21 protein-coding genes are annotated in these 24,323 nt (G+C 39.7%); 12 read left to right on the plus strand and 9 right to left on the minus strand.

All coding sequences use genetic code 11. The annotated features are described in order from the left end of the window. The first annotated feature begins 154 nt into the window (after positions 1 to 154). Both LH29_RS14075 and LH29_RS14080 read left to right on the plus strand, forming a co-directional pair. Positions 155 to 748 carry an RNA polymerase sigma factor gene (locus LH29_RS14075; RefSeq protein WP_045030843.1) on the plus strand — a complete coding sequence of 198 codons (594 nt, stop codon included), beginning with the start codon at positions 155 to 157 and terminating at the stop codon, positions 746 to 748. Between the two features lie 61 nt (positions 749 to 809). Continuing rightward, the gene (locus tag LH29_RS14080) at positions 810 to 992 is read left to right on the plus strand and encodes a hypothetical protein (protein ID WP_157493702.1); all 183 of its coding nucleotides are present in this window, start codon (positions 810 to 812) and stop codon (positions 990 to 992) included. Positions 993 to 1,031: 39 nt separating this feature from the next. Here the strand turns inward: LH29_RS14080 and nhaA are convergent, their stop codons facing one another. After that, positions 1,032 to 2,345: a Na+/H+ antiporter NhaA gene (nhaA, locus tag LH29_RS14085; protein WP_045030848.1), complete on the minus strand. Its 1,314-nt coding sequence runs from the start codon at positions 2,343 to 2,345 to the stop codon at positions 1,032 to 1,034. Between the two features lie 425 nt (positions 2,346 to 2,770). Between nhaA and LH29_RS14090 the strand changes: the two genes are divergently transcribed. The 4 genes from LH29_RS14090 to LH29_RS14100 all read left to right on the plus strand — a co-directional run bounded on the left by LH29_RS14090 (position 2,771) and on the right by LH29_RS14100 (position 4,878). Next, positions 2,771 to 3,619: an SPFH domain-containing protein gene (locus LH29_RS14090; protein WP_045030850.1), complete on the plus strand. Its 849-nt coding sequence runs from the start codon at positions 2,771 to 2,773 to the stop codon at positions 3,617 to 3,619. A 5-nt stretch (positions 3,620 to 3,624) separates the two neighbouring features. Continuing rightward, positions 3,625 to 4,149, plus strand: coding sequence for a hypothetical protein (locus LH29_RS14095; RefSeq protein WP_045030852.1), 525 nt, complete (start codon positions 3,625 to 3,627; stop codon positions 4,147 to 4,149). Between the two features lies 1 nt (position 4,150). Further along, on the plus strand, positions 4,151 to 4,324 hold the full coding sequence (locus LH29_RS24315; protein ID WP_082063710.1) for an Arc family DNA-binding protein: 174 nt from the start codon (positions 4,151 to 4,153) through the stop codon (positions 4,322 to 4,324). Between the two features lie 341 nt (positions 4,325 to 4,665). Further along, positions 4,666 to 4,878 carry a zinc ribbon domain-containing protein gene (locus tag LH29_RS14100; RefSeq protein WP_045030855.1) on the plus strand — a complete coding sequence of 71 codons (213 nt, stop codon included), beginning with the start codon at positions 4,666 to 4,668 and terminating at the stop codon, positions 4,876 to 4,878. A gap of 110 nt (positions 4,879 to 4,988) precedes the next feature. On the opposite strand, the gene LH29_RS14105 is transcribed toward LH29_RS14100, so the two are convergent. Continuing rightward, complete coding sequence (locus tag LH29_RS14105) at positions 4,989 to 6,008, minus strand: LacI family DNA-binding transcriptional regulator (RefSeq protein ID WP_045030857.1); 1,020 nt, start codon at positions 6,006 to 6,008, stop codon at positions 4,989 to 4,991. Positions 6,009 to 6,190: 182 nt separating this feature from the next. On the opposite strand from LH29_RS14105, the gene LH29_RS14110 reads away from it, so the two are divergent. Genes LH29_RS14110 through LH29_RS14130 form a run of 5 tightly spaced genes read left to right on the plus strand, consistent with a single transcriptional unit; the run spans position 6,191 to position 9,870 of the window. Then, on the plus strand, positions 6,191 to 6,583 hold the full coding sequence (locus LH29_RS14110) for an L-rhamnose mutarotase (protein WP_045030859.1): 393 nt from the start codon (positions 6,191 to 6,193) through the stop codon (positions 6,581 to 6,583). Next, entirely contained in the window at positions 6,584 to 7,627 is a 1,044-nt protein-coding gene (locus tag LH29_RS14115; RefSeq protein ID WP_045030862.1) for an aldo/keto reductase, read from the plus strand. An 11-nt stretch (positions 7,628 to 7,638) separates the two neighbouring features. Beyond that, positions 7,639 to 8,466 (plus strand): amidohydrolase family protein, encoded by an 828-nt coding sequence (locus LH29_RS14120; RefSeq protein WP_045030864.1) that lies wholly within the window; start codon positions 7,639 to 7,641, stop codon positions 8,464 to 8,466. Positions 8,467 to 8,481: 15 nt separating this feature from the next. Further along, on the plus strand, positions 8,482 to 9,498 hold the full coding sequence (locus LH29_RS14125; protein ID WP_045030865.1) for a zinc-binding alcohol dehydrogenase family protein: 1,017 nt from the start codon (positions 8,482 to 8,484) through the stop codon (positions 9,496 to 9,498). Positions 9,499 to 9,555: 57 nt separating this feature from the next. Continuing rightward, the gene (locus LH29_RS14130) at positions 9,556 to 9,870 is read left to right on the plus strand and encodes a beta-galactosidase small subunit-related protein (protein WP_262485564.1); all 315 of its coding nucleotides are present in this window, start codon (positions 9,556 to 9,558) and stop codon (positions 9,868 to 9,870) included. 232 nt (positions 9,871 to 10,102) lie between these two features. On the opposite strand, the gene LH29_RS14135 is transcribed toward LH29_RS14130, so the two are convergent. The 6 genes from LH29_RS14135 to LH29_RS14160 form a co-directional block, all read right to left on the minus strand. Beyond that, a complete protein-coding gene (locus LH29_RS14135; RefSeq protein WP_082063712.1) occupies positions 10,103 to 12,157 on the minus strand; it encodes a DUF2264 domain-containing protein in 2,055 nt (684 codons plus the stop codon). A 303-nt stretch (positions 12,158 to 12,460) separates the two neighbouring features. Further along, a complete protein-coding gene (locus LH29_RS14140) occupies positions 12,461 to 14,353 on the minus strand; it encodes a RagB/SusD family nutrient uptake outer membrane protein (RefSeq protein ID WP_198152453.1) in 1,893 nt (630 codons plus the stop codon). 12 nt (positions 14,354 to 14,365) lie between these two features. Further along, positions 14,366 to 17,500 carry a SusC/RagA family TonB-linked outer membrane protein gene (locus tag LH29_RS14145; protein ID WP_045030872.1) on the minus strand — a complete coding sequence of 1,045 codons (3,135 nt, stop codon included), beginning with the start codon at positions 17,498 to 17,500 and terminating at the stop codon, positions 14,366 to 14,368. Between the two features lie 408 nt (positions 17,501 to 17,908). Beyond that, the gene (locus LH29_RS14150) at positions 17,909 to 18,823 is read right to left on the minus strand and encodes a ThuA domain-containing protein (protein ID WP_045030874.1); all 915 of its coding nucleotides are present in this window, start codon (positions 18,821 to 18,823) and stop codon (positions 17,909 to 17,911) included. 120 nt (positions 18,824 to 18,943) lie between these two features. Beyond that, complete coding sequence (locus LH29_RS14155) at positions 18,944 to 20,308, minus strand: Gfo/Idh/MocA family protein (RefSeq protein WP_045030876.1); 1,365 nt, start codon at positions 20,306 to 20,308, stop codon at positions 18,944 to 18,946. 30 nt (positions 20,309 to 20,338) lie between these two features. Next, positions 20,339 to 21,580 carry a DUF6807 domain-containing protein gene (locus LH29_RS14160; protein ID WP_082063713.1) on the minus strand — a complete coding sequence of 414 codons (1,242 nt, stop codon included), beginning with the start codon at positions 21,578 to 21,580 and terminating at the stop codon, positions 20,339 to 20,341. Positions 21,581 to 21,945: 365 nt separating this feature from the next. Here LH29_RS14160 and LH29_RS14165 point away from each other — a divergent pair, with 365 nt between their 5' ends. Beyond that, entirely contained in the window at positions 21,946 to 22,815 is an 870-nt protein-coding gene (locus LH29_RS14165) for an AraC family transcriptional regulator (protein WP_045030878.1), read from the plus strand. Between the two features lie 556 nt (positions 22,816 to 23,371). Here the strand turns inward: LH29_RS14165 and LH29_RS14170 are convergent. Further along, on the minus strand, positions 23,372 to 24,256 hold the full coding sequence (locus tag LH29_RS14170; protein WP_045030880.1) for an AraC family transcriptional regulator: 885 nt from the start codon (positions 24,254 to 24,256) through the stop codon (positions 23,372 to 23,374). Between the last annotated feature and the right edge of the window lie 67 nt (positions 24,257 to 24,323).

Raw genomic sequence — 24,323 nt, forward strand, 5'->3', positions numbered from 1 at the left:
TTATAAAATTCGATAAAATGTTAGAAAAACTTGCTATTGTCGGTAAAATGTTTCATTTTTGAATCATACAAAATTAGAATAATAGTTTTACTACACTAAAAATTGAACGCCTATAGATAAACTTTACTTTTTGTTTACACATAAATAGAAGGTAATGTTCAGACTCGACAAACTGAACGATAATGAACTCGTTCAACGATTTATTCAAGGCGATCAGGAATCACTTGAGATTTTAATAGTTAGACATAAAAGCAGAGTATACTCGTATATTTTGTTGATTGTCAAGAACCAGGATCTTGCAGAAGATATCTTTCAGGATACGTTTATCAAAGTCATACGCTCGTTAAAACGAGGTAAGTATGTTGAGAATGGTAAATTTGTTTCCTGGGTACTTCGGATTGCGCATAATCTGATTATCGACCACTTCAGGAAGGAAAAACTGCAGGGGACGATTTCAAACGACAGCTCCGATGTTGACATCTTCAATTCACAAAAATTTTCGGAACAGACCATTGAAGACCAAATGGTTTATTCGCAAATTTTGAAAGAAGTAAAGCACCTTGTAAAAGAGTTGCCCGAAGATCAGCAGCAGGTAATTTATATGCGGCATTACATGGGCCTCAGTTTTAAGGAAATAGCCGAGCAAACCGAGGTAAGCATTAACACTGCTTTGGGCCGTATGCGTTATGCATTAATTAACCTGCGAAAACTGGTGGATGAAAAGAAATTGAACCTCACTGCTTTTTAACTATTGTTAACACAATATTAGGTAGCTAAGGGCGTTTTAAGAGTAAATAATTGAAATGCCTATGATGAATTATTCTACCTTATTTTATTGTGTAAACAACATTCAACGTGAAGTTGAAAAACAATCAGCAGAGATGGATTATGAACCATCAGAACGGTCGGTACAGAATATCCTTGATTTCGCACGTTGCTACGAAACAGTAGAAACAGAGGAAACAGGATATGTAGAAATGATTTTAAATTAGAACACGAAAAAGTATTCGGTTGTAAAAAAAATCCTTCGGCTAATTAGCCGAAGGATTTTTTTTGCCTGCTGAAAATCGCAGCAATATATAGCCTAATAATCCTGCCACAAACGACCCGAGTAAAATTCCAATTTTAGCCGAATCAATAAGAACCTCATCCGTAAATGCAAGGTTATTAATAAATAATGACATTGTAAAGCCTAATCCACCAAGAAAAGATACGCCGGCCAAACTCATGAAATTTACATTTTTTGGTAGTTCTGAGAGTTTGAATTTTATTGCCAGGAACGAAACCAGGAATATTCCCACAAATTTTCCAATTATCAGGCTAAGCCCAATGTTACTTGCCAGAACTGTGTTGGTATCGCCCGAAAAACTAAAAACTACTCCGGCATTTGCAAAAGCAAATAATGGTAGAATTATAAAAGCCACCCACCCGTGCAAACTGTGCTCAAGGTATTGAAGTGGAGAAGCTGTTTTTTCTATAAGCTCTTCCATCTCGTCAACTGCATCTAATTGTTTGTGGCTAAGAATTGTTTTGTCTCTGCCTTCCTTTTTGCATTCATCAAGAAATCCGTCAAGTATTTCCTTGCCTTTATCGTAAAAGGTAGTGGTTTTAATGTGTCGCTGAATTGGAATGGTAAGTGCCAGTAATACTCCGGCAATTGTTGCGTGAATACCCGATTTCAGGAACAGAACCCAAACAACAACACCGGCAATAAAGAAGAAATATTTAGAATACAGTTTAAAGCGCGAGAGAATAGCAAGAAGGGCAACGATAGCTAATCCAATAATGATGTTGGCCCAAATTAATTTCGAGCTGTAAAAGAATGCAATTACTAATACAGCGCCCAGGTCGTCAATAATGGCAAAAGCCATTAAGAAAATTTTTAAACCAACCGGTACGCGCTTGCCCAGCAAGGTTAAAATACCCAGTGAAAATGCGATATCAGTTGCCATGGGAATTCCCCATCCTTCCATTCCTGCCTTTCCTTGATTTAAGGTAACAAAAAGCAGAGCAGGGAAAACCATTCCGCCAATGGCTGCAACAATGGGTAATGAAGCTTTTTTTAGATCGCTTAATTCTCCTATTAAAACCTCTCGTTTTATTTCAAGTCCAATAACAAAAAAGAAAATGGCCATTAAACCATCGTTAATCCATTTTAATACTGGTTTTGAAAGTTCGAATCCGGGCAGGCTAATTGTTATATAATTTTTCCAGAAGCCCAAAAATGCTTCGCTTAAACCTGAGTTTGCAAGAATTAAAGCTGCAATGGATGCCGAAAATAAAACTATGCTACTTGAAGTCTCAAGCCTTATAAAACGGTTAATAGGATCTTTTATAAAATTCATTCTTATAATTTTTTAGTGGAACGTAAAACCCATTTGTTTGTTTAATGCCTATTCTGAAATTTTGAATATAAAATTTTCACACGGTCGCAAAATATGAAAAAGTCATGTTTCTCTCTGTTTCAGCTCGAACCGTTCACAAATTATTAACAACCTGAATAAGGTTCGGGATAATACAAACTAAGTTTTTAATTATACCATATCTGAATAATTGGTGGCAGTCGGAAACAAGAATAATTTATGAAATATTCGGGGTAATTGCAATTGAATTCACGCTTTTATAACTGATGGAATCAGGGAATATAATCAGCAACATTAAACTTTTTAATAATATGATTTAAAACACAATTAGTCCTGTTGTTTTTTAGAAATAAATACAATACTTTAGTGATATCAAAATAATATCAAAATACTAAATAATTAATGTCATGGAAAAACAACATTCAGCTTTATCAGGTTACGTGTTCCTGTTTTTGGAGCTTGTATTAATGGGAGTTATCATTTTTGGTTTTATTGGGGGAATGATCGTTCCGGCAATTCTGCTAATTCCGGTATTTATTCTTGTTGCCATTGGTTTTACCGTGGTCGATCCAAATCAAAGTTGTGTAATGGTTTTGTTTGGAGCTTACAAAGGCACTATTAAAACCAATGGATTTTATTGGGTGAATCCTTTTTATGTACGTAAGAAAATCTCGCTTCGTGCACGAAATTTCGACAGCGAGCCTATTAAGGTGAACGACAAACTGGGAAACCCGATTATGATTGGGTTGGTACTGGTTTGGAAAGTGGAAGAAACTTATCGGGCAGCTTTTGGTGTAGATGAGTTTGAACATTTTGTAGTGGTACAAAGCGAGGCGGCTCTGAGAAAGCTGGCAGGTATGTATCCGTATGATAACATCGAGGATGAGAATGCAAAAGTTACGCTTCGTGATGGAACAGAAGAAGTAAATGATCAGCTTGAGAAAGAAATTATTGAACGCCTCGAAATTGCAGGGATTCATGTTATAGAGGCGCGGATTAACCACATTGCCTACGCGCAGGAAATTGCCCAGGCTATGTTGAAACGCCAGCAGGCTACTGCAATTGTTGCAGCCCGTTACAAAATTGTTGAAGGAGCTGTAAGCATGGTAGAAATGGCACTTGACGAGCTTAGTGAAAAAAGTATTGTTGAGCTGGATGAAGATAAAAAGGCAACAATGGTTAGCAATTTAATGGTTGTATTGTGTGGCGATAAAGATGCAACACCTGTGGTAAATACCGGATCACTATATCAATAAAAAGAATGAAAAAGCTTCTTTTTAAAGAAGAGCAGGAGTTTGATAAAAGATGGCTGTGGCTGTTGATGCTGGTTGCTGTGTCGGCCGCTGCCATTCCGTTCATTCGGGGAATCTATTTTCTGACGGCTGAAAATCCGCCCGGCGATACTCCGATGACTACAGGAGGATTGGTTGTGACTGGTGTAACGGTTGTGGTAATGGTGGTGATTTTTATCCTGCTGTTTCGTGCAAAACTAAAAACGAAAGTTACTGCCGATAAACTTTCCGTTTGTTTTCCACCACTGGTGCGAAAATGGAAAGATATCGATCCGTCGGAGATTGAGAAGTATGAGTTACGACAATACCATCCCAAAAGAGAATATGGTGGCCGCGGCATTAAACGCCGATTGCGGAAGGGGAGTGCCTGGACCGTTGCGGGACGAATCGGATTGCAACTGTATATGAAGAATGGAAAACGATTCCTGATTGGAACACAAAAGCAACAAGCCCTGGAACATGCCATGCAAAAATTGATGGAAAAGGAGGATTAGAATGGCGAAGAAAAAATCGTTTGTATTGCGCGTTAGCCCGGAAATGCTGGAGGCCGTTGAAAAATGGGCTGCAGATGATTTTCGGAGTATGAACGGGCAAATTGAATGGATAATACATAAGGCTTTAAAAGATGCACGACGACTAAAAAAAGGTTCAGACGATGGGACGGTATGATCATTTAAAAGCAAAAAAAGAAATAAAGAAGAGTAAACTTAAAATGGTACGGGAAATAATAACCGTAATCGTTATTGCATTGGTTATTAGTGGATTCATTCTTCAGGTAGTGACACAGTTAAAGAAATAGCACTTAGGAAAAAGGTTTAAAACAAAGAAAATGGGTAAATATGATTATCTGAAAAAGGGCGATAAAAAAAAGCGTAGGACCAAATTAACCTCAACTCAAATAAGATTTATAATGGTACTCGCAATCGCAATTATACTTTTTTCGATTCAGTTAGTAATTTATTTGAAAAGCAAATACTGATTAGCTGAAAACAATACAAAAACAGAAAACCATGAAAAAACATTTCAGTTGTCCCAAATGCAGTAGTTGGGAGTACGAAGAAGATACAATCAGAACCACCGGCGGCGGTTTTACTCGATTTTTTGATATTCAAAACCGAAAGTTTATAGCTATTTCGTGCAAACGATGTGGTTACACCGAATTGTACAAAGCCGGAAGAGGAAGTACTGCCGGTAGTATACTCGATTTCCTTACATCATCGTAAATAACAGTTCTGTTGATTTGAATAATAACGCTCTTATTTAATCAGGGCTAAAAAGGTAATTCCATTTAATGGTTACCGTTTTCATGCTTGTAAGAATAAGTTGAGCTAGCTTAGCTTTGGGATTTGTTCGATGATTCCCGTTCCACAAGCTGCGTTTTTACAATCAGTGTTTCTGCCTGAAATCCGGGAGTCAAACTTTTGAAAAAAAGTTGAGCAATCTGTTGCCCCATCTCAAAAGTAGGATGGGTTACCGAAGTTAATGCCGGGGTTACCACAACCGAGTGGAATTCATCGGTAAAGCCAACAACTCCAATATCGTCAGGAATTTTTAGTCCTGCTTCCTTAATGGCTTTCATTAAGCCAAAAGCAACGGTGTCGTTTATTCCATAAACGGCATCAGGGGGATTGGGCAACTGAAGAAGCCTGTTCATTGCTGTTTTTGCCGATTCAAAAGTCAGATCACAGTTTTCAACCAGGTTTTCATCCGGCGTTATACCACAGGCCTTTATTCCTGCCCAATAGCCTTTCATTCTTTCTTTTGAAATACTCAGGTTCTCCGGTCCTGAAACATAGGCGATTCTCCGGTAACCTTTTGCATAGAAATGCTCTACAATCTTCTGCGATGCATCAGCATTATCAGCTATTACTGCCGGAATTTTGTCGCCAAGGCAAACCCGGTCGAACATTACCAGCGGAATATCTCTGCTAACCAGCTTTTCAAAATGATCGGTGGTATTGGTTTCCCGGCTCATGCAAACAATCAATCCTTCAACTCTGGCTTTCAACAGGTTTTCAATCGATTCCTTTTCCTTAATAATGTTCTCATTCGAACTGGCAATAACAGCAAAGTATCCATTTTCTTTTGCAACACTTTCAATTCCTGAAATGATGGAAGCATAAAAATGAGTAACCAAATCAGGAACAACAATGCCGATCATCCGTGTTTCCTGTTTTAATAAACCCATTGCCAGTGGGTTAGGGGTGTAGTTTCTTTCTATCGCCAGTTTCTTGACTTTTTCTTTCATCTCCCGGCTAATGTCAGGATGATCTTTTAAGGCCCTTGAAACAGTTGAAATTGAAATATTCAGTTCCCTTGCAAGATCCTTTAACGATATATGTCGGCTTCCCATTATTGCTTAGTAAAATGATAAAAACTCTCTCTCTTTGTCAAAATTAAAAACTTCGTTGTTATGTTTTAGAACATTTTATCATTAATGCAAAGCTTTGCGGAAAGCTTTGCATTAAAATGCAGGTATATTGTGTTTTTACTATACGATAATTTATTCGAAATTTACACTAAATCAAACGACTTATGAAGTACAAAAGATATTGTAAAACAATGATGCTGAAGGATGATCCGCAGCTAATTGAAGAATACAAAAAGGTGCACGCCAAAGGAAATACCTGGCCTGAAATTTCTCAGGGTATGAAGGAGGTTGGAATCATCGATATGGAGATATACCTGTTCAATAACCGCTTATTTATGATTATGGATACCACTCCTGATTTTGACCACGACAGAGCTATGACAGAGTTGGCCGGAAAACCCCGGCAGGCTGAGTGGGAAGCTTTTGTATCACGTTTTCAGGTGAGTAGTGAAAAAGCAACGGCTAATGATAAGTGGCAATTGATGGAGCGGATTTATGAACTGGACCAAAAGAATGAATATGAGGCCATTGACGGGCAGGTTAAAGAAATTGATTAAATGAGTACAACACGATTATTAGGAAAAACGGGAATAACATGCCCTCAAATTATTTATGGAACCAGTTATCTGGGAAATCTTTACCGTGAATTGTCAGAAGATGAAAAGCGAAACCTTATGCAAGAATGGTTTAACGTGGCAGATGGTAAGGTAATGATCGACAGTGCCGGGAAATATGGTGCCGGACTTGCTTTGGAAGTTATCGGACAAGGACTGGAAAAACTCGGTGTCGAGCCCTCGCATATTACAATCAGCAATAAACTGGGTTGGTATCGTGTGCCGCTAACAAATGCTGAGCCAACATTCGAGCCGGGAGCCTGGGCAAACCTGGAATATGATGCCGTCCAGAGGATCAGTTACAACGGAATTTTGGAATGCTGGCAACAGGGATGTGAGTTGCTGGGCGGAAAATTCAAGCCTGAGATTGTTTCTGTGCACGATCCCGACGAATATTTAATGACTGCAACCGACCCTGAAGACCGGCAAAAACGCAAGGAAGATATTTTGGGGGCTTACAAAGCTTTATTCGAACTCAAAGAGAAAGGCGAAGTAAAAGCGGTTGGAATTGGCTCAAAAGATTGGCTGGTAATACAAGAGTTGTATGAAGAGGTGAAATTCGACTGGGTAATGTTTGCCAATAAATTTACCGTTTATCATCATCCAAAAGCAATCGTTGATTTTATGATTCAACTGGAAAAGGATGGGGTAGGGATTATAAACTCGGCAATATTTAATGCAGGTTTTTTAACCGGTGGCGACTATTTTGATTACCGCCTTGTTGACCCGAAAGATTCTGCAGACGAGCATCTGTTTGCATGGCGCGAAAAGTTTTTTACCATTTGCCTGAAGCACAATATTGCTCCCGGTGATGCCTGTTTAAAGTTTGCGCTCTCGGCGCCTCAGATAGCTGCCGTTGCGTTAAATCCGAGTAAACCGCACCGCATGGCACACAATAAAACACTTCTGAACCAGGAATTTCCTGAAGCATTTTGGGCTGAGCTTAAAAGTGAACAAATTATAGAAACGGAATATCCTTATTTATAAAACCGAAGGTTATGATTATCGATACACATCATCATTTGTGGAATTACAATCCGGTTGAATTTGATTGGATTGATGATGAAATGGTGACCATCAGAAGGTCTTTTTTACCTGCCGATTTGCAAGCTACGCTGGCTAACACCGAAGTTGAAGGCGTTGTAACCGTGCAGGCACGTCAATCGCTTGAAGAAACCGACTGGCTTTTAAAGCTGGCTTCCGAAAACGACTTTATGAAAGGGGTTGTTGGCTGGGTGCCGTTGGCTGATGCAAATATTCAACAGGTTTTAGAAGGGTATAAAAGTAACCCGTGGCTAAAAGGTGTCCGGCACGTTGTTCAGGGAGAGCCTGATCCCGAATTCATTTTAGGGAAAGAATTTAATAAGGGAATTTCGTTGTTAAAAAACTATGACCTGGTTTACGATATCCTGATTTTTGAACACCAACTACCCAATACCATACGTTTTGTTGATCAGCACCCTGAACAGCAGTTTGTGGTCGATCATATTGCCAAACCAAAAATCAAAATAAATGAACTGGCTCCCTGGGCAAAAAATATACAAGAGCTGGCGAAGCGCGAGAATGTTTCGTGTAAAATAAGCGGGATGGTTACTGAGGCCGACTACAAATTATGGACAGAGGAACAACTCAAACCATATTTCGAAACAGTGCTTGAGGCTTTTGGTCCTTCACGTTTGCTATATGGTTCCGACTGGCCGGTATGTCTGGTGGCAACAAGCTATTCCAACTGGCTGGATTTAGTTAAAAAAACAATTTCGAAGTTTACGGAAGAGGAACAGGAAATGATCCTCTGTAAAAATGCACAAAGTATTTACAACATTTAATTTCAGCAAATAAAGATGAGAGCAATAGAAATAACAACTCCCGGAGATGTAAGGATTGTAGAACGGGAAATGCCGCAGATGGGCAAAGGAGATGTTCTTCTTAAGATAAAATATGTTGGATTTTGCGGCTCCGATTTAAGTACATATCTCGGAAAAAACCCGATGGTACAGTATCCGCGTATTCCGGGGCACGAGATATCGGCAGTCATCGAAAAAACCGGAAATGAAGTGCCTGAAGGATTTCAGAAAGGACAAAATGTAACGGTTGTTCCTTACACCAATTGCGGACAATGTACCTCTTGTAAGCAAAAACGTTTTAATGCCTGTCGTTACAACGAAACACTGGGAGTTCAGCGCGATGGTGCAATGGCCGAATATATTGCTGTCCCGTGGCAAAAAGTGCTAAAAGATGAGGCCTTGTCGGATGTGCAGCTGGCTTTGGTAGAGCCGCTAACCGTTGGATTTCATGCCATCGACAATGGAAAAGTAACCGACATTGATACCGTGGTTGTATTTGGTTGCGGGATGATTGGAAGTGGAGCAATTGTGCGTGCAAAATTGCGCGGTGCAACCGTAATTGCTGTAGATATTGACGATGTGAAACTAAAAATAGCACAACAATTGGGTGCCGATTTCATCATTAATTCGAAAGAGAAGGATTTACACCAGGAGCTGCTGGAAATTACAAACGGAGATGGACCAAATGTAGTGATTGAAGCAGCAGGAAACCCGGTTACATACCGGGCAGCAATTGACGAAGTTGCTTTTGCAGGGCGGGTGGTTTGTATTGGTTATGCCGGCACCGAGGTAGCATTCACCACCAAGCTCTGGGTACAAAAAGAACTGGAAATAATGGGATCACGCAATGCAAATCCATCCGATTTTGAAGCTGTAATAAAGTACCTGAAAAGCAGTCAGGTTGATGAAAACATTTTGATCTCAAAAACGGTAAGCCCTGAAGAAGCGCCCGTGGCTATGAAAGAATGGTCGGAAGCACCCGGAAAAATAATGAAGATATTGGTTCAGTTCTAAATGGATGCTATAATGTAGTCAGCATAGATTGAAACTCAAAATGTTATAATTGATTATATAGCGCCACAGGATAATGCCAACCGTTCGGATGTGCGCTGGTTTGCCCTTTCAAATTTGGAGAAAGGAAGCTTAAAAGTTACCGGTTTGCAAGCGCTTTGTTTCCGGGCTTGGCCTTACACCGAAGAGGATTTGGAAAAGGCACAACATCCCTATGAATTGCCTCATCGCGATTTTATCAATCTTAATATCGATCTGAACATTCATGGAGTAGGAGGTAACGATGCATGGGGTGCACGAACAATGGATAAATACACCATTGATGGAAATCAAGCGTATAAATACGGCTTTATTCTGGAATATGATGCTGAATAAACAACTGCCTGGGATGTGACAATTAAAATCTTCCTAAGTTTATTAGAGAGATTTTGATTGTTAACATGAAGGAAAAAATCGGGAAAAGTACTGGGGCTGAAGTTTTTTTATTCCATATAACATATTCCAGATCGCTTTCGAGGTTTTTGAATTTCTTGCTTTGTATATCTTGCTATTTAGGCAATTAGTTAAAGTTTGTAAAAGCTATTACGCTGCAATAAAAGGCGATATATTAACATGTTTTTTTCCCATCAATATCCTTGAAGTCGACCTCGTATTTCTTTTCGTTATTAAGCTCAATTGTTGCTCCCAATGGCGACATCGTTGCCGATATTTCATTGATTTGGAAGTTTTTAATTGGCGATAGTTCTTCTGTTGTCCATTCGGTATCATCAGTTTTATGAAGAAGTGCGGTTATCATTAGCTCCATTGGCGGGTTTTTCTGCATACGTTTTTTATAAGCAAAAATTACAGAACTTTCATCAGCTTCGGCGTTTCGGTTATTATGCGTCATGCAGTCCAGTTTATCCCAGCCATAGTAACTGATAAGAGCCACCTGCCGCCCCTCTATTTTTGCAGTAATAATTTGGTTACCATTCAATTCAAATGATTTTATCTCCGCTTTTTTACCGGCAAGGTGAGGAAGTCCAAAATGGCCCAAAGTTAGTTCGTATTCGAAAGCCAAACGTGATCTGTCAACCCGGATAACGCCACCTGGTATGGTTATATCGGCCAGGTCGATAATATACCCAACTCCATTGTTAGGAGGACGACGCATAATGGCCTGACGGTATAGAATATCGTTTTCCACACCATTAAAGAGCATATTCTGCGAGGTGGTGTATCGTTGGTTTTCTTCTGAGTCATTATCAACCGTTAAACCGGTCAAATAAAAGTTTACATCATCGCCTCTGAGGTCTCTGGGATCCTGACTGCGGAAACTATATTCCATTGATGTTCCGCCCAGCGGATTTTGATCCTCCCAGGGGAAATGTGTATTGTAAGTTAGTTTTGAATAATTGGGATCATCGTAATAAACTTTTCCAGGAATAATCTCCGAAGTTCCTGTTTTTCCATGATTTACCAGCATCAGGCCGGGGTGCTTAAGAACCACTTTGTTTGAGTCTTCGCCCAATGTCTCCCACATTCCTTCGTTTTCGGTTGCTGTCCAAAATGGCGAATCTTCAGGCAGCGCCAAACAAATGAACGGTAAGAACATAAGAAACGGACTGCCAGAGCAGCTGTAGTTTTGAACCATGTACTCCTTCTGACCATAAAAGCCTAAACTTGGAACATCGTTGCAAAAGAATTCTTCGCGGCTAACAAACTGTAATAACGAACCGGAACATAGTCGTCTGGCCCATCCGGCATCAAGTTCAGTTTGTTCTTTTAGCATAAATGCAACAGGGAAAGCACCAGAAACCCAGGTTCGATAACAAATGCTTCTCGACCACATATTTATATATCCGTTACGCCCAAAGAAACTGGTAATACATTTCATTAGTTTTTTAGCCGATTCTTCTATTATAGAACCAATTTCAGGGTAATAATCATCGCCAAAAGTTCTGTTCCAAATAGTTGTATACACAATGAACAGGCTAATGGAATAGTAATTATAGGTTTGTTCGAGGTACCAACCGTCGCCTGAGTGATAAGAAGCTACCCAAAGCAAATGGCTTTTTAGCAGATCATCATCAATAGGGTAGCCATGTTTTTTTAAGAAAGAGAGTGTTACAATATTAAAGATTCGCCAGTTGTTTTGCGTGGTTCTGTGGTGAGCCCATTTCGTAATGCATTCAAGCATATCGTTTTTTTCCGATTCGCTGTATAGCGACCAAACCGTATCGGGTAAAAGCAAAAGGGTTTTAAATAAACCGCCAAATTCGCAGGTAAACTGATAATTTGAATCGGGTAAATTCTCGGGAAGTGGCAGAGAGTTTGAATTTCCGGGAGTAAAAGTGCGGTAAAAATGCAGCTTATAATAATCGCGCAGTTTTATATTATTGATTTCTACTTCAGGATCCACATGGATCAATGGTCCTGCTAATGTGAAAGTTCTTTCCAGTGCTTCAAATTCGGCCGAACGATACCGCCAGTTCGGCGCATTGGGTTGGGGGTATGTCTTACCGGGGATTATCGGAAAAGTTAGCGGTGTTTCTATCGAATCAACATATTTGAAAGCACGGGTTAGCATATATTTGGCTAACTCGATGTAATGCTCTCTGGTCATTCCTGTATGTGGACTTTGTGTAAAATTTGGATTTTCTACTTTAAAGGCGTTAGTCATCGAGAGTGATTTTAACTTTTATGAGTTTTAATTTTTTTATCCTCTTGGTTATATATTCATTTCCTTGAATACAAATTAGAGTTTTGCATATGTGGCGATAATAGCTCAACAGAGCATATTGTAAATGGTTTTGATTAACCTAATTACAATAAGTTAATTATTCCACTAATGCGTGTATAAGTGAACGATGCGAATATATTGGACAGCTTTTTGGGGTAAGCGCTGTACGTCGGGTGACGAACAGCGCATTGAAATTAAATCTAACTAAACTTTCACATTCAATGAATGCAAAATCTATTTTTTCTATTCAGTTGCATTTGGATCAACAATGATTCCTTCTCCTTCACCATCTTGCCAGTATACAGGCTCGCGGTAATTTTCTTCACCCGGATAACCTTTGTTTTGATTAATTACACCCATAGTGTTTGAATTAATAGCTGAGGCAGGTATCGGCCAAAGTGCAATCCATGGAGCAGCGCGATAGGTATAGTGAGGCGCAACTACATTCTCGCGATAAAAACTGTTTTTCTCCATTACCCGGTCATACCAGAAATTATTTTCTGAGAAATTACTCATACTGTAGGTTTTACCATTGTAACATGGTTTGCCACTTTCTGCAAGCATGAAAGCCATGCGGGTAATTTCAGTTTTACGTGGTTCTTCGTAGTACAATTCACGTGCACGCTCATCAAGGATGGTTCCTAAATTTATTTGATCAGCAGAATAAGGTGCAGCATTGGCACGTGTACGGACCGCATTTAAATCATCTGCAGCCTTTTGTGATTCTCCGTTCCAGAAATAAGCTTCGGCACGTAATAAATAGGTTTCTGCCAATCGATAGCAGTACCAGTCGCCATTACCTCCGTCAGGAGTATTGTCGGTTGGATCAGCAACATACAATTTGTAGTGTGGCCATCCAAACCACGAACGAATGGTGTCAGTACAAAGGATTCCACCAGCGTCGTTATACAACTGGAGGTTTTTTCCATAGTAGTCGTCGTTCTTGTTTTTTAAGTCAGGATTGTTGTATACCATGTCTTCCATGTTCATCCAGTTGCCAGGTGCATGACGATAATCATTCGGATCGTCCCAGTTTCCGGTATGGCTATAAGGCGTTTGGCGACAACGGCCAATTCCACGTCCATAGGTTGTTACCATATCAATTTCAACCTCCTTGCCACTAACTTTACTGCCCAGTGGTTTATCAGACATTCCGTTGTTTCCATTAGGCGTTTTAATGTTTTTAGGCCAAAAGGGAACATTTTGGCGCATCATACTTATGCGCTCACTGGCTCCATCTTCGGTTAATTCTTCGCGTGATGTTAACAGATAAATTCTTTCGCGGTTTTCGGCTATCGACTTGTTAGGTACCTGGTGTAAATCCCAGGTAACGTTTTTTTCCGGGTCATCTTTATCAATTCCGAAACGCTCAGTCATCAAATGATGATAGCCATCGTCGATAACAGCACTGGCAGAAGCAATCGCATCGTCGTATTCGTGCAAAGCCAGGTTTATTTTAGTCAACAGATGATTACAGGCTGCTTTGTTAATGTCTCCAATAGGTACTCCATCAGCCTCTGTTTTTACCCACTGTGCAGCAAATTCCATATCCTTTTTCATCTTTTTTAAGATACTTTCGCGGGTACAGGTATAAAAATCCAGCTTAGGAGCAGTTACTTCTTCCAGTAATAAAGGCACGTCGCCAAATTGTTGGGTTAAACGGTAATATACCCGCGCCCTGTGGAAATAAGCTTTTCCCAAGATATTGTTTCGATCAGCTTCACTATCCCATTCTGCAACATCGATGCGCGAGATCACCGTATTAGCATATTTAATCCGGTAGAATCCTTCCTGCCAATACCATCCGATTCGGTTATAGTTAGTACTATTCAGGTTGGCATCCGGAAGAATTTGAGCCGGTAAATCCATAGCCGGTCCCGATTTGTCAGTGGTTCCCTCTACGGCCACATCCGAAAAGATATTTTCGGTGATCATTGGGTTACCATCACCGTAAAACTCATGACGGGCATTACGTAAACATGCCACCAATGCCGCATTTAAACCGTCTTCGTTGACAAAGGTATTTTCAGGAGCATAAAATGATAGTGGTTTAGGTTCCAGAAAATCTTCCGAACAACTGGTCCACATTAAAACCATTATCAGGGTTACAATTGAAATTATATTAATCTTTTTCATTGTCTTCATCTTTTAAAGTGTAAGGTTCAGTTTTAGTGTATAAGTCGATGGAGTAAAACCCCATGTTGAGTTTCTTTCCGGATCCATCCACGACCAGGAAGTAAATACATACGGATTGGATGCTATAAACGATATCATGCAGCGATCAACCTGAATGCGTTCTAACAGGTTCTCAGGCACATTATACGATAACGATACATTGTCGATACGCAGGAACGAATTGTTTTCGTAAACTGTAAATCCTGATTCATAACTTTCAACACTTGCCCATTTATTATTTGGGTTTTCAGGTGTCCAGTAAGGAACATTAAAAGAAGAACCTCTGTCATAAAATACGTCGTTATTACGTAAATGGTTATTGGCTGTTTTGTATCCGGTATAAGCATACATCTTAATCGAAGCTTCCCAGTTTCTCCAACTGAAATCATTTCTTAAGTTCCAACGCCATGGTGGTCTTGAATGTCCCTGGAATACCTTATCATCATTGGTATAATAGCCGTCAGGTGCATCCGGAACTCCGTCGCCGTCAGTATCTTCGGTTAATTGATCAATAATCTTATAATCACCAGGTTTACGTGAGTATTTGGCGGCCTCTTCCGCTTCATCCAATTGCCAGATTCCATCGGTTTTGTAATTCCAGATTTCATCTATGGCATGGCCAATAAACCATCCGTTGGTCGGATCGTCCAATTCATTGCCATCTTCGTCGTAGTCGCCATACAGGCTAACAATTTCATTCCGGTTAAAAGATACCGCAAAATTTGTGTTCCAGTTGAAGTCGTTTTTCTGCATGTTAATTGATGTCAACGAGAGTTCGAATCCGCGGTTGTTAATTTGTCCTAAATTTGAAAATACACTGCTATATCCTGTAATGGAAGGTAATTTACGTGGAATAAGAAGATCAGTTGTTTCCATCAGGTATGTTTCAATATTACCTCTTAAACGACCGTTAAAAGTTGAAAAATCAATACCTAAGTTGTAAGCAGTTGTTCTTTCCCATTTTAGGTCGGCATTGGCCATACGGTTTGCATACAATTGCGATACATAACCTGCAGTTCCATCGGTTTGTAATACATACTTGCCGGTTGCCAGTGACGACATGGCATCGTAAGTACCAACTCCGCGGTTACCATTGTCTCCGTACGAAAGCCGTAGTTTAAACATGTCCAACCAATCAACATTAAAGAAGTCTTCTTCGCTAACGGTCCAGGCAAATGCAGCCGAACCAAAGTTAGCACGAGGATTAGCTTGTCCAAATGCCGAGTAACCATCTCGACGCCACGCCCCTGTAAAAAGGTAACGCCCTTTATAAATATAATTCATACGTGCCATAAGCGCATCAGCTGTACTGTAGGTGTCGTTACTCGAAATTTCTACGTCTTCGGTAGCTGCCTGCATACGGTGATAACCTAATACATCACTAGGCTGGAACTGACGACGCACCATATAACTGCGCCAATATTGATTTTTTTCAGCATTCTGAAGGAAGGTGAAATCGAAAGAGTGATCTCCATACGTTTTGTTCCATTTCAAAATGTTATTTAATTGCCACTGGTAACGTTTGGTATGTCTTCTGCGAGCAATACCTCCTTGTTTTCCCCAGTCTGGGTGCTCAGATGACTGGTGTCTGTAATATTCTTCCCAGGAGAAACGAGGAATAAACTCAGATGTGAAGCTAAATCCGTAAGGCAGTGTTAACTGAGCATAAAGCTTACTGTACAGGTTTGTAAATGTCTCAACATTATCCATGTGTTCAAGATCCAACCACGGATTACGCGATGCCGATATGTTTCCTGTTGGTGCATATTCCAATACATCGGTAAAATTGCCTTCAGCATCTCTTTCGTACATTTGCGAATACGGAGTAACTTGTCCCCAGTTGTCGCTTGCAACCACATCACTTTGGTCTCTAACCGAGAATTGTGTATTGGTACCTACTTTTAACCAATCGTTTACTTTTGCCTCAAGGTTCATGCGCGAACGATAAGTTTCAAATTCTTCGTTGTAACGTATACCTTCATTATTGGTGTATCCCATTGACCAATAATAATTCACATTACTGGTTGCACCACTTAAACTTATATTATAATCCTGGCGCAATCCGGTTTGATACAAAATGTCTTTCCAGTTTTCCTGATAACCACTTTTGTAGTTGGCAATTTCCAGCGGATATAAGCCTAAGCGGTTCAACCAAATCTGGTCAATATCAGCAACGGCACCTGAGCCATCATATTCTTTCCAGGTTTGTAAGTCAACACCGGCATCATCCGGATGTCTGTAGTAACCTGGTTTTTCAATTTGGTGTCTTTCTTTGTTTTCGAAACCTGCAATACGCCAATCAAGAAATTGGTCACCGGTCATCCAGTCGAGTGCAGTGTGGGCAATTACAGCAACACCCACGCTGGCACTTGCAGTAATCATTGGTTTACCAACTTTACCTTTTTTGGTTGTAATAATGATTACACCATTCGAAGCTCTTGATCCGTAAATCGCAGCCGATGATGCATCCTTTAAAATGTCGAAAGCCTGAATGTCGTTCGGATTGATATCGGCAAGGTCACCGTTATAAATCATTCCGTCAACAACAATTAACGGGGCATTAGCGCTTCGTTGATCACCTGCATCTGAACGTACTGAGGTTTCACCACGAATAAGCATGTCGCTTGCGCTGCTTACTCCTTTAGCACTACTGCTAAAGCTTACATTTAAGCCGGGCACTGCACCGCGAAGTACATCGGTCATGTTCGAACTTGATTCTTTTTCAAGCTTCTCGGCATTTACTTGAGCAACAGCTCCGGTAAGGTCTTTTTTCTTCACAGTACCGTAACCAATGGCAACCACCTCTTCGAGCCCGATAACATCGGCCTCCATTTTTACATCAATCAGTGTACGGTTACCAATTTCAACTTCCTGAGGTTTCATTCCAACAAACGAAAACAGCAGAGTATTTTCCTGTTCCGGTACCTCGAGTGAATAGGTTCCATCAGCAACGGAAATTGTTCCGGTAGTAGTTCCTTTTACTATAATGGTCACTCCCGGTATTGGAACATCATCGGGACCAGTTACAGTACCTGTAATAGTTTTTTGTGCCATGGCACTACCAGCCGTAATGAAAAGTACGGCTAAAAACAATAGTGTTTTTTGCATAAGATTTAAGTTTTAGTTAAAAAAATTAGTATGGGAAATAGTTTCTTTCTTTAGATTTATTTAAGTCTTAGTCTTGTCTGAATTCAATTCGCTGACTAGCGATTCGAGTAAAGAAAAGATCGTTTGATTTTTCATAATTAATTAGTTTAGTTATTTGTTTAGTACAATTAGAGAATATTGTTAGTTTTAGTTATAAATTACAATCGATTGCAATTTGGGTCAATATAGACCAAATGTAACTACATTCCTAATAGAGAATTAGCAAATATCGATGCTTAATTTGCAAAAAATACGATTGTTCCGATACCTTCTCCAGATAATTTATTAATGTAAGTTTGTAAACCATTAATAAAGGTTTGTAGCTTCTTTTTAATGTAAACAGACCGTTTTTGTTTTTTCAAAATGTTACTACAAATCAATTGGTGAGTCGTCACATTTCAAATCGCCCAAAACATACTGTGCTCCGTCCAAGTAGAATTTAAGTAAACGTTCATCCTCGAAGCTTTGTGCATTATGCGATGGTGATACATAAAACACACGGCCTTTCCCATGTTTTTTTATCCACGAAACATAGCGGATGTTATCTTCTATAGGTTTTCTTTTCCCTTCAAGTTTGTCGGTATCCATATACAGAAGAGGTTTGAAGTTCTTTTGATCGTATGCTTTATTGAATAAGTACGGCTCATCAACATGTACAAATGGTTTTCCTTCAAAGGCTTTTGCCAGCGGATGATTTGGATCGCACAATTCTAAACTGATTTCTTGTTGTCGGGGGTGGTAATCAAAGCTACCTCCAACCATCTCGCTAAATGGCATTGAGTTGTTTTGCATAACAATGGCACCATGGGTTACCATTAAACCTCCACCTTTTTTTACAAAGTTGATCAGGTTGGCTTCCAATTCTGCTGCCTTTACTTTCTTTTCTTCATCGTCCATACTTGTATCTATATCCAGACAATCCAGGATAAGATCGCGTCGCGGACCAATTGAACAGGCGCTGTTTAAAACAACCGCGTCGTAGTTTTGCAGGTTATTTTTCTCAAAACAAAACACATCTTTGGTTATTCTTACTTCGTAAGCACCGGTTTTTTGTCCCAGAACTTTAATTACCTGGCTGGTATGTGGAATAACCCAGTGGTCGAAACCGGTAAACCGGTCGAATATCAATACCTTCCTTGTTTTTTGAGGTTGTACTTCGGCTTTAGCCGGAGCAATTTTTTCGATTTTCTGCACCCATTCGGGAGTACATTTAAACTGTTCGATTTGTGCTTTTACTGAAATAACGGAAATCAGTAACACAACTGTTAATAATATTCTGGTCATTTTGTTTCTGAAATTTATGGACTACGCCTACATTAAAATTATATGTCTTCCCCCGGTATTAATACCGGGGGAAGTTATTTCGGTCAATAGAGAACTTTTCCCTTTTATAGTTTCTGCTAATTATCGTTTGATATAATCGGTTCCGTACGGATAACGTTGTGGACGACTTAACATTGAATTAGCCAGATCGTTGTTTTTAAAACGTTCTACAGCTGGATCCCATTCAAGTACTCCCGGAATTTGCATCGCGATATCGCTTATCAAACAGATGGTACATGTGCGGTGACTAATTTCTGCAGGAGAAATTGGAGCTTTACGCGATTGGATACAGTCTAACCAGTTTCCGTGTTGTTCATGACTAACATAAAGTTTGGTTTCGTCGTCGCCAATTACAGATTTTAAAATATCGTCGCTACTGGCATCCAGGGCTTTTGTAGAACCTGCCGGAATCGGATCTGATGGTGTTGCGCGGTAAGCACCACGGGTTACAAAAACCCATCCATCTTCGCCTTCAAAACGAATACCATTTGGATAACCACCGCTGGTAAATACGGTTGCTCCGTTTGCGTATTCCTGTTTAACCATAAAATCACCATGAACATTCCAGTCGCCCGATTTTGGGAATTGTGCAACAGCTTCTACCGAAATAGGTCCGGTATATTCGGTATCCATACCCCATGCTGCAATATCATAGTGGTGTTGGCCCCAACCGGTAATCATTCCGGCACCATAACTTCGGTTACGCAACCATCCCGGACGGCTGTAATCGTGTTGCGGATGAACCATTTTTTCTTTGTATTCCACTTCAGGAGTTGAGCCCAACCACATATCGAAATTGAATGTTGAAGGAACCGGGCTTGTTTCGAAAACCGGGCCGCCGGGATCACCGGGAAGACCAATTTTTACGGTGTGAATTTTTCCAATTCGACCGTTACGTACCAGTTCGGCTGCACGAAGGAATTGTGAAGAAGAACGTTGCTGGGTACCTACCTGGAGAACAGTTCCCTGGCGGTTAACGATGTCGCTCAATAAACGGCCTTCTGACACGGTTAACGATGTTGGTTTCTGTAGGTAAATATCTTTACCGGCTAATGCTGCTTCAATGGCAGGTTGCGAGTGCCAGTGGTCTGGAGTACTAATTACAACCGCGTCAATATCTTTATCAGCCAGCATGTCTTTGTAATCGGCATACATTTTAACTTCAACACTGGTCCCTTTTTTCTTGTAGTAGTCTTCCACCAGTTTTTTCCCTTTTTCCATACGGATGCTGTCTAAGTCTGAAACAGCAACCATACGGGCAACATCGTGTTGCATGGTGCCCGGCATATCGTGGGTTACTGCAATACGTCCGCAGCCAATCTGACCTATATTGATTTTGTTACTGGGGGCTGATGCGCCAAAAACAGAAGAAGGTACAATTGTTGGTATTACCATCGCACCGGCTGTTGTAGTTGCTGCATTTCTTAAGAATACTCTTCGTTTCATATTTAAGTTTTATTGGTTATAGTAATGTGACTAATTTAAGTTGGTTTTTGGAATACTTGCAAAACTATTCCAGTATTTTTCTGCTGTTTCGGCATCAAGCTCACCGTCAAAAATTAGCATACGGTATTTTAAGGTATACGTTTGCTTTGGCTTCAGTTGCCAATCATCATGGCGTATCGGGACGAACTCGAAATACATATCACCGCGTCCGCCATTAGCATCAAGTGGCCAAACACGCATTGGCTCCGGATGCATTCTATTCGAAGGATGGCTCATAAAAAGTATCCCGGAACGGCCTTCATCAACATCAGACTGACCTTCTACCAAACACCAGCGGGCATATGAACCATCTGCATCAACTCTTGTTTTTCCATCAGATGTGAGAACAGTACAATTGTCTTTGTGCCAGCTTTCTGTTGCGCGGAAACCAATTCCTCCGCCATAGCGATAAGCATCAAGCATAATTCCGTTTTTTAGCGGACTGTTTAGCGAGGTGGTGTAGTCAACCATCCAAACATCTTCGCCAATATTCCAGGCGCGTACATCCAGAATCTCATTCATGGCAATTTGGTCTTCGCCACGAGCTCCAAAATCAATATGTTGTTGTAAAGCTTTGAAACCGCTATATATTGCTCCTTCTGATTCTGACAGAAAACCGGCAAACTTAACCGTTCCCTGTCCTTCTTTCAGGTTCCAAAAATCAACAGATCTGTCATCTATGTGCGTTTTGGTCCATGGCCCCCATATGCCGTAATGGTGGTAATGATCGGGCGCCTGAATACGCGTAAGGACTTTTCCTCCGGGTGAGCTTAATGGATGGATGTAGCCTGAGCGTTTATAGAGCGGATCAATACCTTCAGGAGGGAAAGTAACGGCATGTCTGTATTTCAGAATGAGATTTTCGCCTTTTTGCAAACTGAGATCTTTGTGATCACGTTTTAATGTTATACTGGTATTTGTGTTTGCCGGCTTCTCTTCTGCTTTTAACAGAAACTCCCGAACAGTTCCTTTTTTAGTTTCTCCGTTTAGCAAAAACCAAAGACGCGCCGAATGTCCTGTTTCAATCTGGCAGGGAATAGGATTTTCTTTTCCATCAATTACTTCATACAGTACGAGTGAATTATTATCGGTGTTGTAATTTATACCGATTAAAGAAAAAGATACCGGAGTGTTTAAACAGTCTTCCGAAAATTCGATGCTGAATTCTGTAATCGGTTGGGCAAATAATGTTTGAGACAGCAGAAGGAGTGTACTAAGTAATACCGTTTTCATCGCAGTTGGTTTTGTTAGTAAATAAAAAATTGAATAAACTATTAAGCCCGTTGTATTGAGCTTCTTACGAAATTAACTCTTCGGGCCTAACTTTTAAATAGATCGTCATAAATGCAAATTTAAGTTCTGTTTAACGAAGAAAACTTTGCATTGTGAGGGCAAATAAAGCTGCTTAAATATATTTGTGAGGTATTTATATTGCCAATTGATGGCAAAGAGTAACATCGTTTATTAGTCATAAGTTAGGTTCTAAGTTCTAGCAGTAAATCTACATTTTTTCATGATTTGGATATAGTACTACATTTGCAAGTGTTTGTATTTGTTTTGCAATTTTGTATTTTTAGCGTCAATCTAACGGTCAGACTATGAAATTGATGCACGAACAAATTGATTTCCCGGGGAAATCAGTTGTTAAAGTAAAAGTTCAGGAAAGAGAGAGTTTTACGTATCCCTGGCATTTTCATTCGGAGTACGAAATTATGTATGTGTTGGAAGGGTTTGGGACACGTTTCGTTGCTGATAGTATTGAAGAATTTCAGGCGGGTGATTTTGTGATGCTTGCTTGTAATTTACCGCACTTTTGGAAATCTGATGTATCGTATTATGAAGGAAATAACAAAAAACAAGTCCGGTATATTGTATTGCAATTACCGAATGAGTTTTTCAGAGAAGCATTAGATAACTATCCTGAGTTTTATATGATTAAAGAGCTCTTAAAAAAGTCGGGCAGGGGAGTGTGTTTCACAAAAGAGTTTGCGGATAAAGTCAGGAAGAAAGTAATGAAGGTCGCTCGTTCTGATGGTTTTGACCGCTTATCATACATGCTTCAGTTGTTACAGTTAATGGCAAAGTCAAATGAGTATCGTTTATTGGCCGGGGAGTATTATCAGTTGGAGAAGCACGATTTTACCAGTAACCGCTTAACTAAAGTTATGCACTACCTGAATACGAACTACCTGAAGAAAGTTGAATTAAAAGATGTAGCGTCCGTTGCCAATATGCACCCATCGGCGTTTTGTCGGTATTTTAAGGAGAGTTCAGGAAAATCGCTCTCCGAATTTGTCAACGAAATACGAATTGGATACGCTTGTAGATTGCTTTTAGAGGGAAAAATGACAGTGTCGCAGATTTGTTTTGACAGTGGATTTAATAATTTATCGAATTTTAACCGTGCCTTTAAAAAGAATACCGGTTATACACCTACCTCATATTTTGAGAAATTTCAACGCAAATAGATTTCTATAAAAAAATCAAATTTAAAAGTGAGGCTGTATGTTTGAATATAAGGCCTTTTTAACGTGCACCTAATCGGTTATATTAAGCGGATTATACGTGTGAGCCCTTAACAGGATGTATTTAGAGATGGAAGAACAAAAAAGCCTGTAAATTATTGAATTTACAGGCTTTTGTTTCGTCGGGATACCAGGATTCGAACCTGATCCCATTAATGCCTTTATATCAGTGATTTACTAAGGTCGTATTTTTACGGGTCACCGTTTAGTTCACATTTAAAGAACTTTTATTATTTGAGCTCAAAATAGGAAATTTTGAAAAGATAATCAACTTGTTCTCAATTTAGTCTCGTTTAATTCAACCACTATTAATGTGATTTGTAGCACAGTGTTTTGTTGAAAGAAGTATTTACTTTAAAGATATTGGTGGAAAAGTTAACCTGACGATTGGGATATGCCCAGTATGGCTACACTATACATATACAAAGAGCTCAATATCTTGTGAGCCAATAAGATTTCCTTAATTTATTATAATTGAAGTATGTTTCCATGCTGGAGATTAATTCTTAATATTGTTTCGAAACACTCGTGGAGTCATTCCCGCTTTTTGCTTGAACAAACGATTAAAATAGTAATCCGATTCAAATCCCAGCGAATACGCAATTTCCTTTTGTGTTTTTTTTGTGCGAAGTAACAGATCTTTGGATTTTTCAATCTTTAAAAGCAGAAAGTATTGTAAAGGCGAAGATCCGGTTTGTTTCTTAAAATCAGCTCTAAATTTCGAGTAGCTTATTCCAAATTCCGATGCAATTTCTTCTGGATTTATTGAATCGTTGATCTGTTTATACATTATTTGTTTAGCTCTTGAAACCATTGTGTTTAAGGAGTCTTCATTATCACTAATCTGTTGAATATTGTATAGTTCAGCCATCAGTTGCAGGCAAATTCCGGATGCCAAACGTTGATAGCCAAACGGTTCGTTGTTGAACAGATGAAACAAAGAATCGAAATAGCCCAAGATATTTGTGCGCTTGCATTTTTGGATAACAGGCCGGTTTGAATTGAAAAAGCCATTGGATAAAAACATTTTAGCAATTGTGCCTGAAAATCCTACCCAGCGCTCTGTCCATCCTGTTTTTTTCTTGGGTCGGTAACGGTGCCATAAACCCGGGAAAAGCATAAACCCATCGCCGTCCGATATTTTTTTCTTTCCGGTTTCTTTTGTTTCCAGGAAACCTTCACCGTTAGTTATTAAAACAAACTGAAATTCATTTAAAATGCGTCCCTGTTCCCATGAAAAATTATAACTCCCCGGATGACCTTTTGATGGGTACGAATCTCCGGATTTTATTTTAGTGCTTCCCAGGCTGTTTACATAAAACCCCCACTTCTCGTCGTGGTCAAATGTCATCAGGTATTTTCGGTATATACTTTCTGAAGTCATATCAATTTGTGCAATAAAAATATCAAATTGTCAATTGTAAATCGCTTGAATATAAATGATATTTACA

Source organism: Draconibacterium sediminis, assembly GCF_000949475.1.
In the GTDB taxonomy this organism is placed as follows: domain Bacteria; phylum Bacteroidota; class Bacteroidia; order Bacteroidales; family Prolixibacteraceae; genus Draconibacterium; species Draconibacterium sediminis.

Coding starts and splice junctions, on each gene's coding strand:
- LH29_RS14100 (WP_045030855.1), top strand. CDS start 4,666: ATGAAAAAACATTTCAGTTGTCCCAAATGCAGTAGTTGGGAGTACGAA.
- LH29_RS14150 (WP_045030874.1), bottom strand. CDS start 18,823: ATGACCAGAATATTATTAACAGTTGTGTTACTGATTTCCGTTATTTCA.
- LH29_RS14145 (WP_045030872.1), bottom strand. CDS start 17,500: ATGCAAAAAACACTATTGTTTTTAGCCGTACTTTTCATTACGGCTGGT.
- LH29_RS14120 (WP_045030864.1), top strand. CDS start 7,639: ATGATTATCGATACACATCATCATTTGTGGAATTACAATCCGGTTGAA.
- LH29_RS14135 (WP_082063712.1), bottom strand. CDS start 12,157: ATGACTAACGCCTTTAAAGTAGAAAATCCAAATTTTACACAAAGTCCA.
- LH29_RS14095 (WP_045030852.1), top strand. CDS start 3,625: ATGAAAAAGCTTCTTTTTAAAGAAGAGCAGGAGTTTGATAAAAGATGG.
- LH29_RS24315 (WP_082063710.1), top strand. CDS start 4,151: ATGGCGAAGAAAAAATCGTTTGTATTGCGCGTTAGCCCGGAAATGCTG.
- LH29_RS14165 (WP_045030878.1), top strand. CDS start 21,946: ATGAAATTGATGCACGAACAAATTGATTTCCCGGGGAAATCAGTTGTT.
- LH29_RS14155 (WP_045030876.1), bottom strand. CDS start 20,308: ATGAAACGAAGAGTATTCTTAAGAAATGCAGCAACTACAACAGCCGGT.
- LH29_RS14160 (WP_082063713.1), bottom strand. CDS start 21,580: ATGAAAACGGTATTACTTAGTACACTCCTTCTGCTGTCTCAAACATTA.
- LH29_RS14140 (WP_198152453.1), bottom strand. CDS start 14,353: ATGAAAAAGATTAATATAATTTCAATTGTAACCCTGATAATGGTTTTA.
- LH29_RS14090 (WP_045030850.1), top strand. CDS start 2,771: ATGGAAAAACAACATTCAGCTTTATCAGGTTACGTGTTCCTGTTTTTG.
- nhaA (WP_045030848.1), bottom strand. CDS start 2,345: ATGAATTTTATAAAAGATCCTATTAACCGTTTTATAAGGCTTGAGACT.
- LH29_RS14125 (WP_045030865.1), top strand. CDS start 8,482: ATGAGAGCAATAGAAATAACAACTCCCGGAGATGTAAGGATTGTAGAA.
- LH29_RS14115 (WP_045030862.1), top strand. CDS start 6,584: ATGAGTACAACACGATTATTAGGAAAAACGGGAATAACATGCCCTCAA.
- LH29_RS14080 (WP_157493702.1), top strand. CDS start 810: ATGATGAATTATTCTACCTTATTTTATTGTGTAAACAACATTCAACGT.
- LH29_RS14105 (WP_045030857.1), bottom strand. CDS start 6,008: ATGGGAAGCCGACATATATCGTTAAAGGATCTTGCAAGGGAACTGAAT.
- LH29_RS14170 (WP_045030880.1), bottom strand. CDS start 24,256: ATGACTTCAGAAAGTATATACCGAAAATACCTGATGACATTTGACCAC.
- LH29_RS14075 (WP_045030843.1), top strand. CDS start 155: ATGTTCAGACTCGACAAACTGAACGATAATGAACTCGTTCAACGATTT.
- LH29_RS14110 (WP_045030859.1), top strand. CDS start 6,191: ATGAAGTACAAAAGATATTGTAAAACAATGATGCTGAAGGATGATCCG.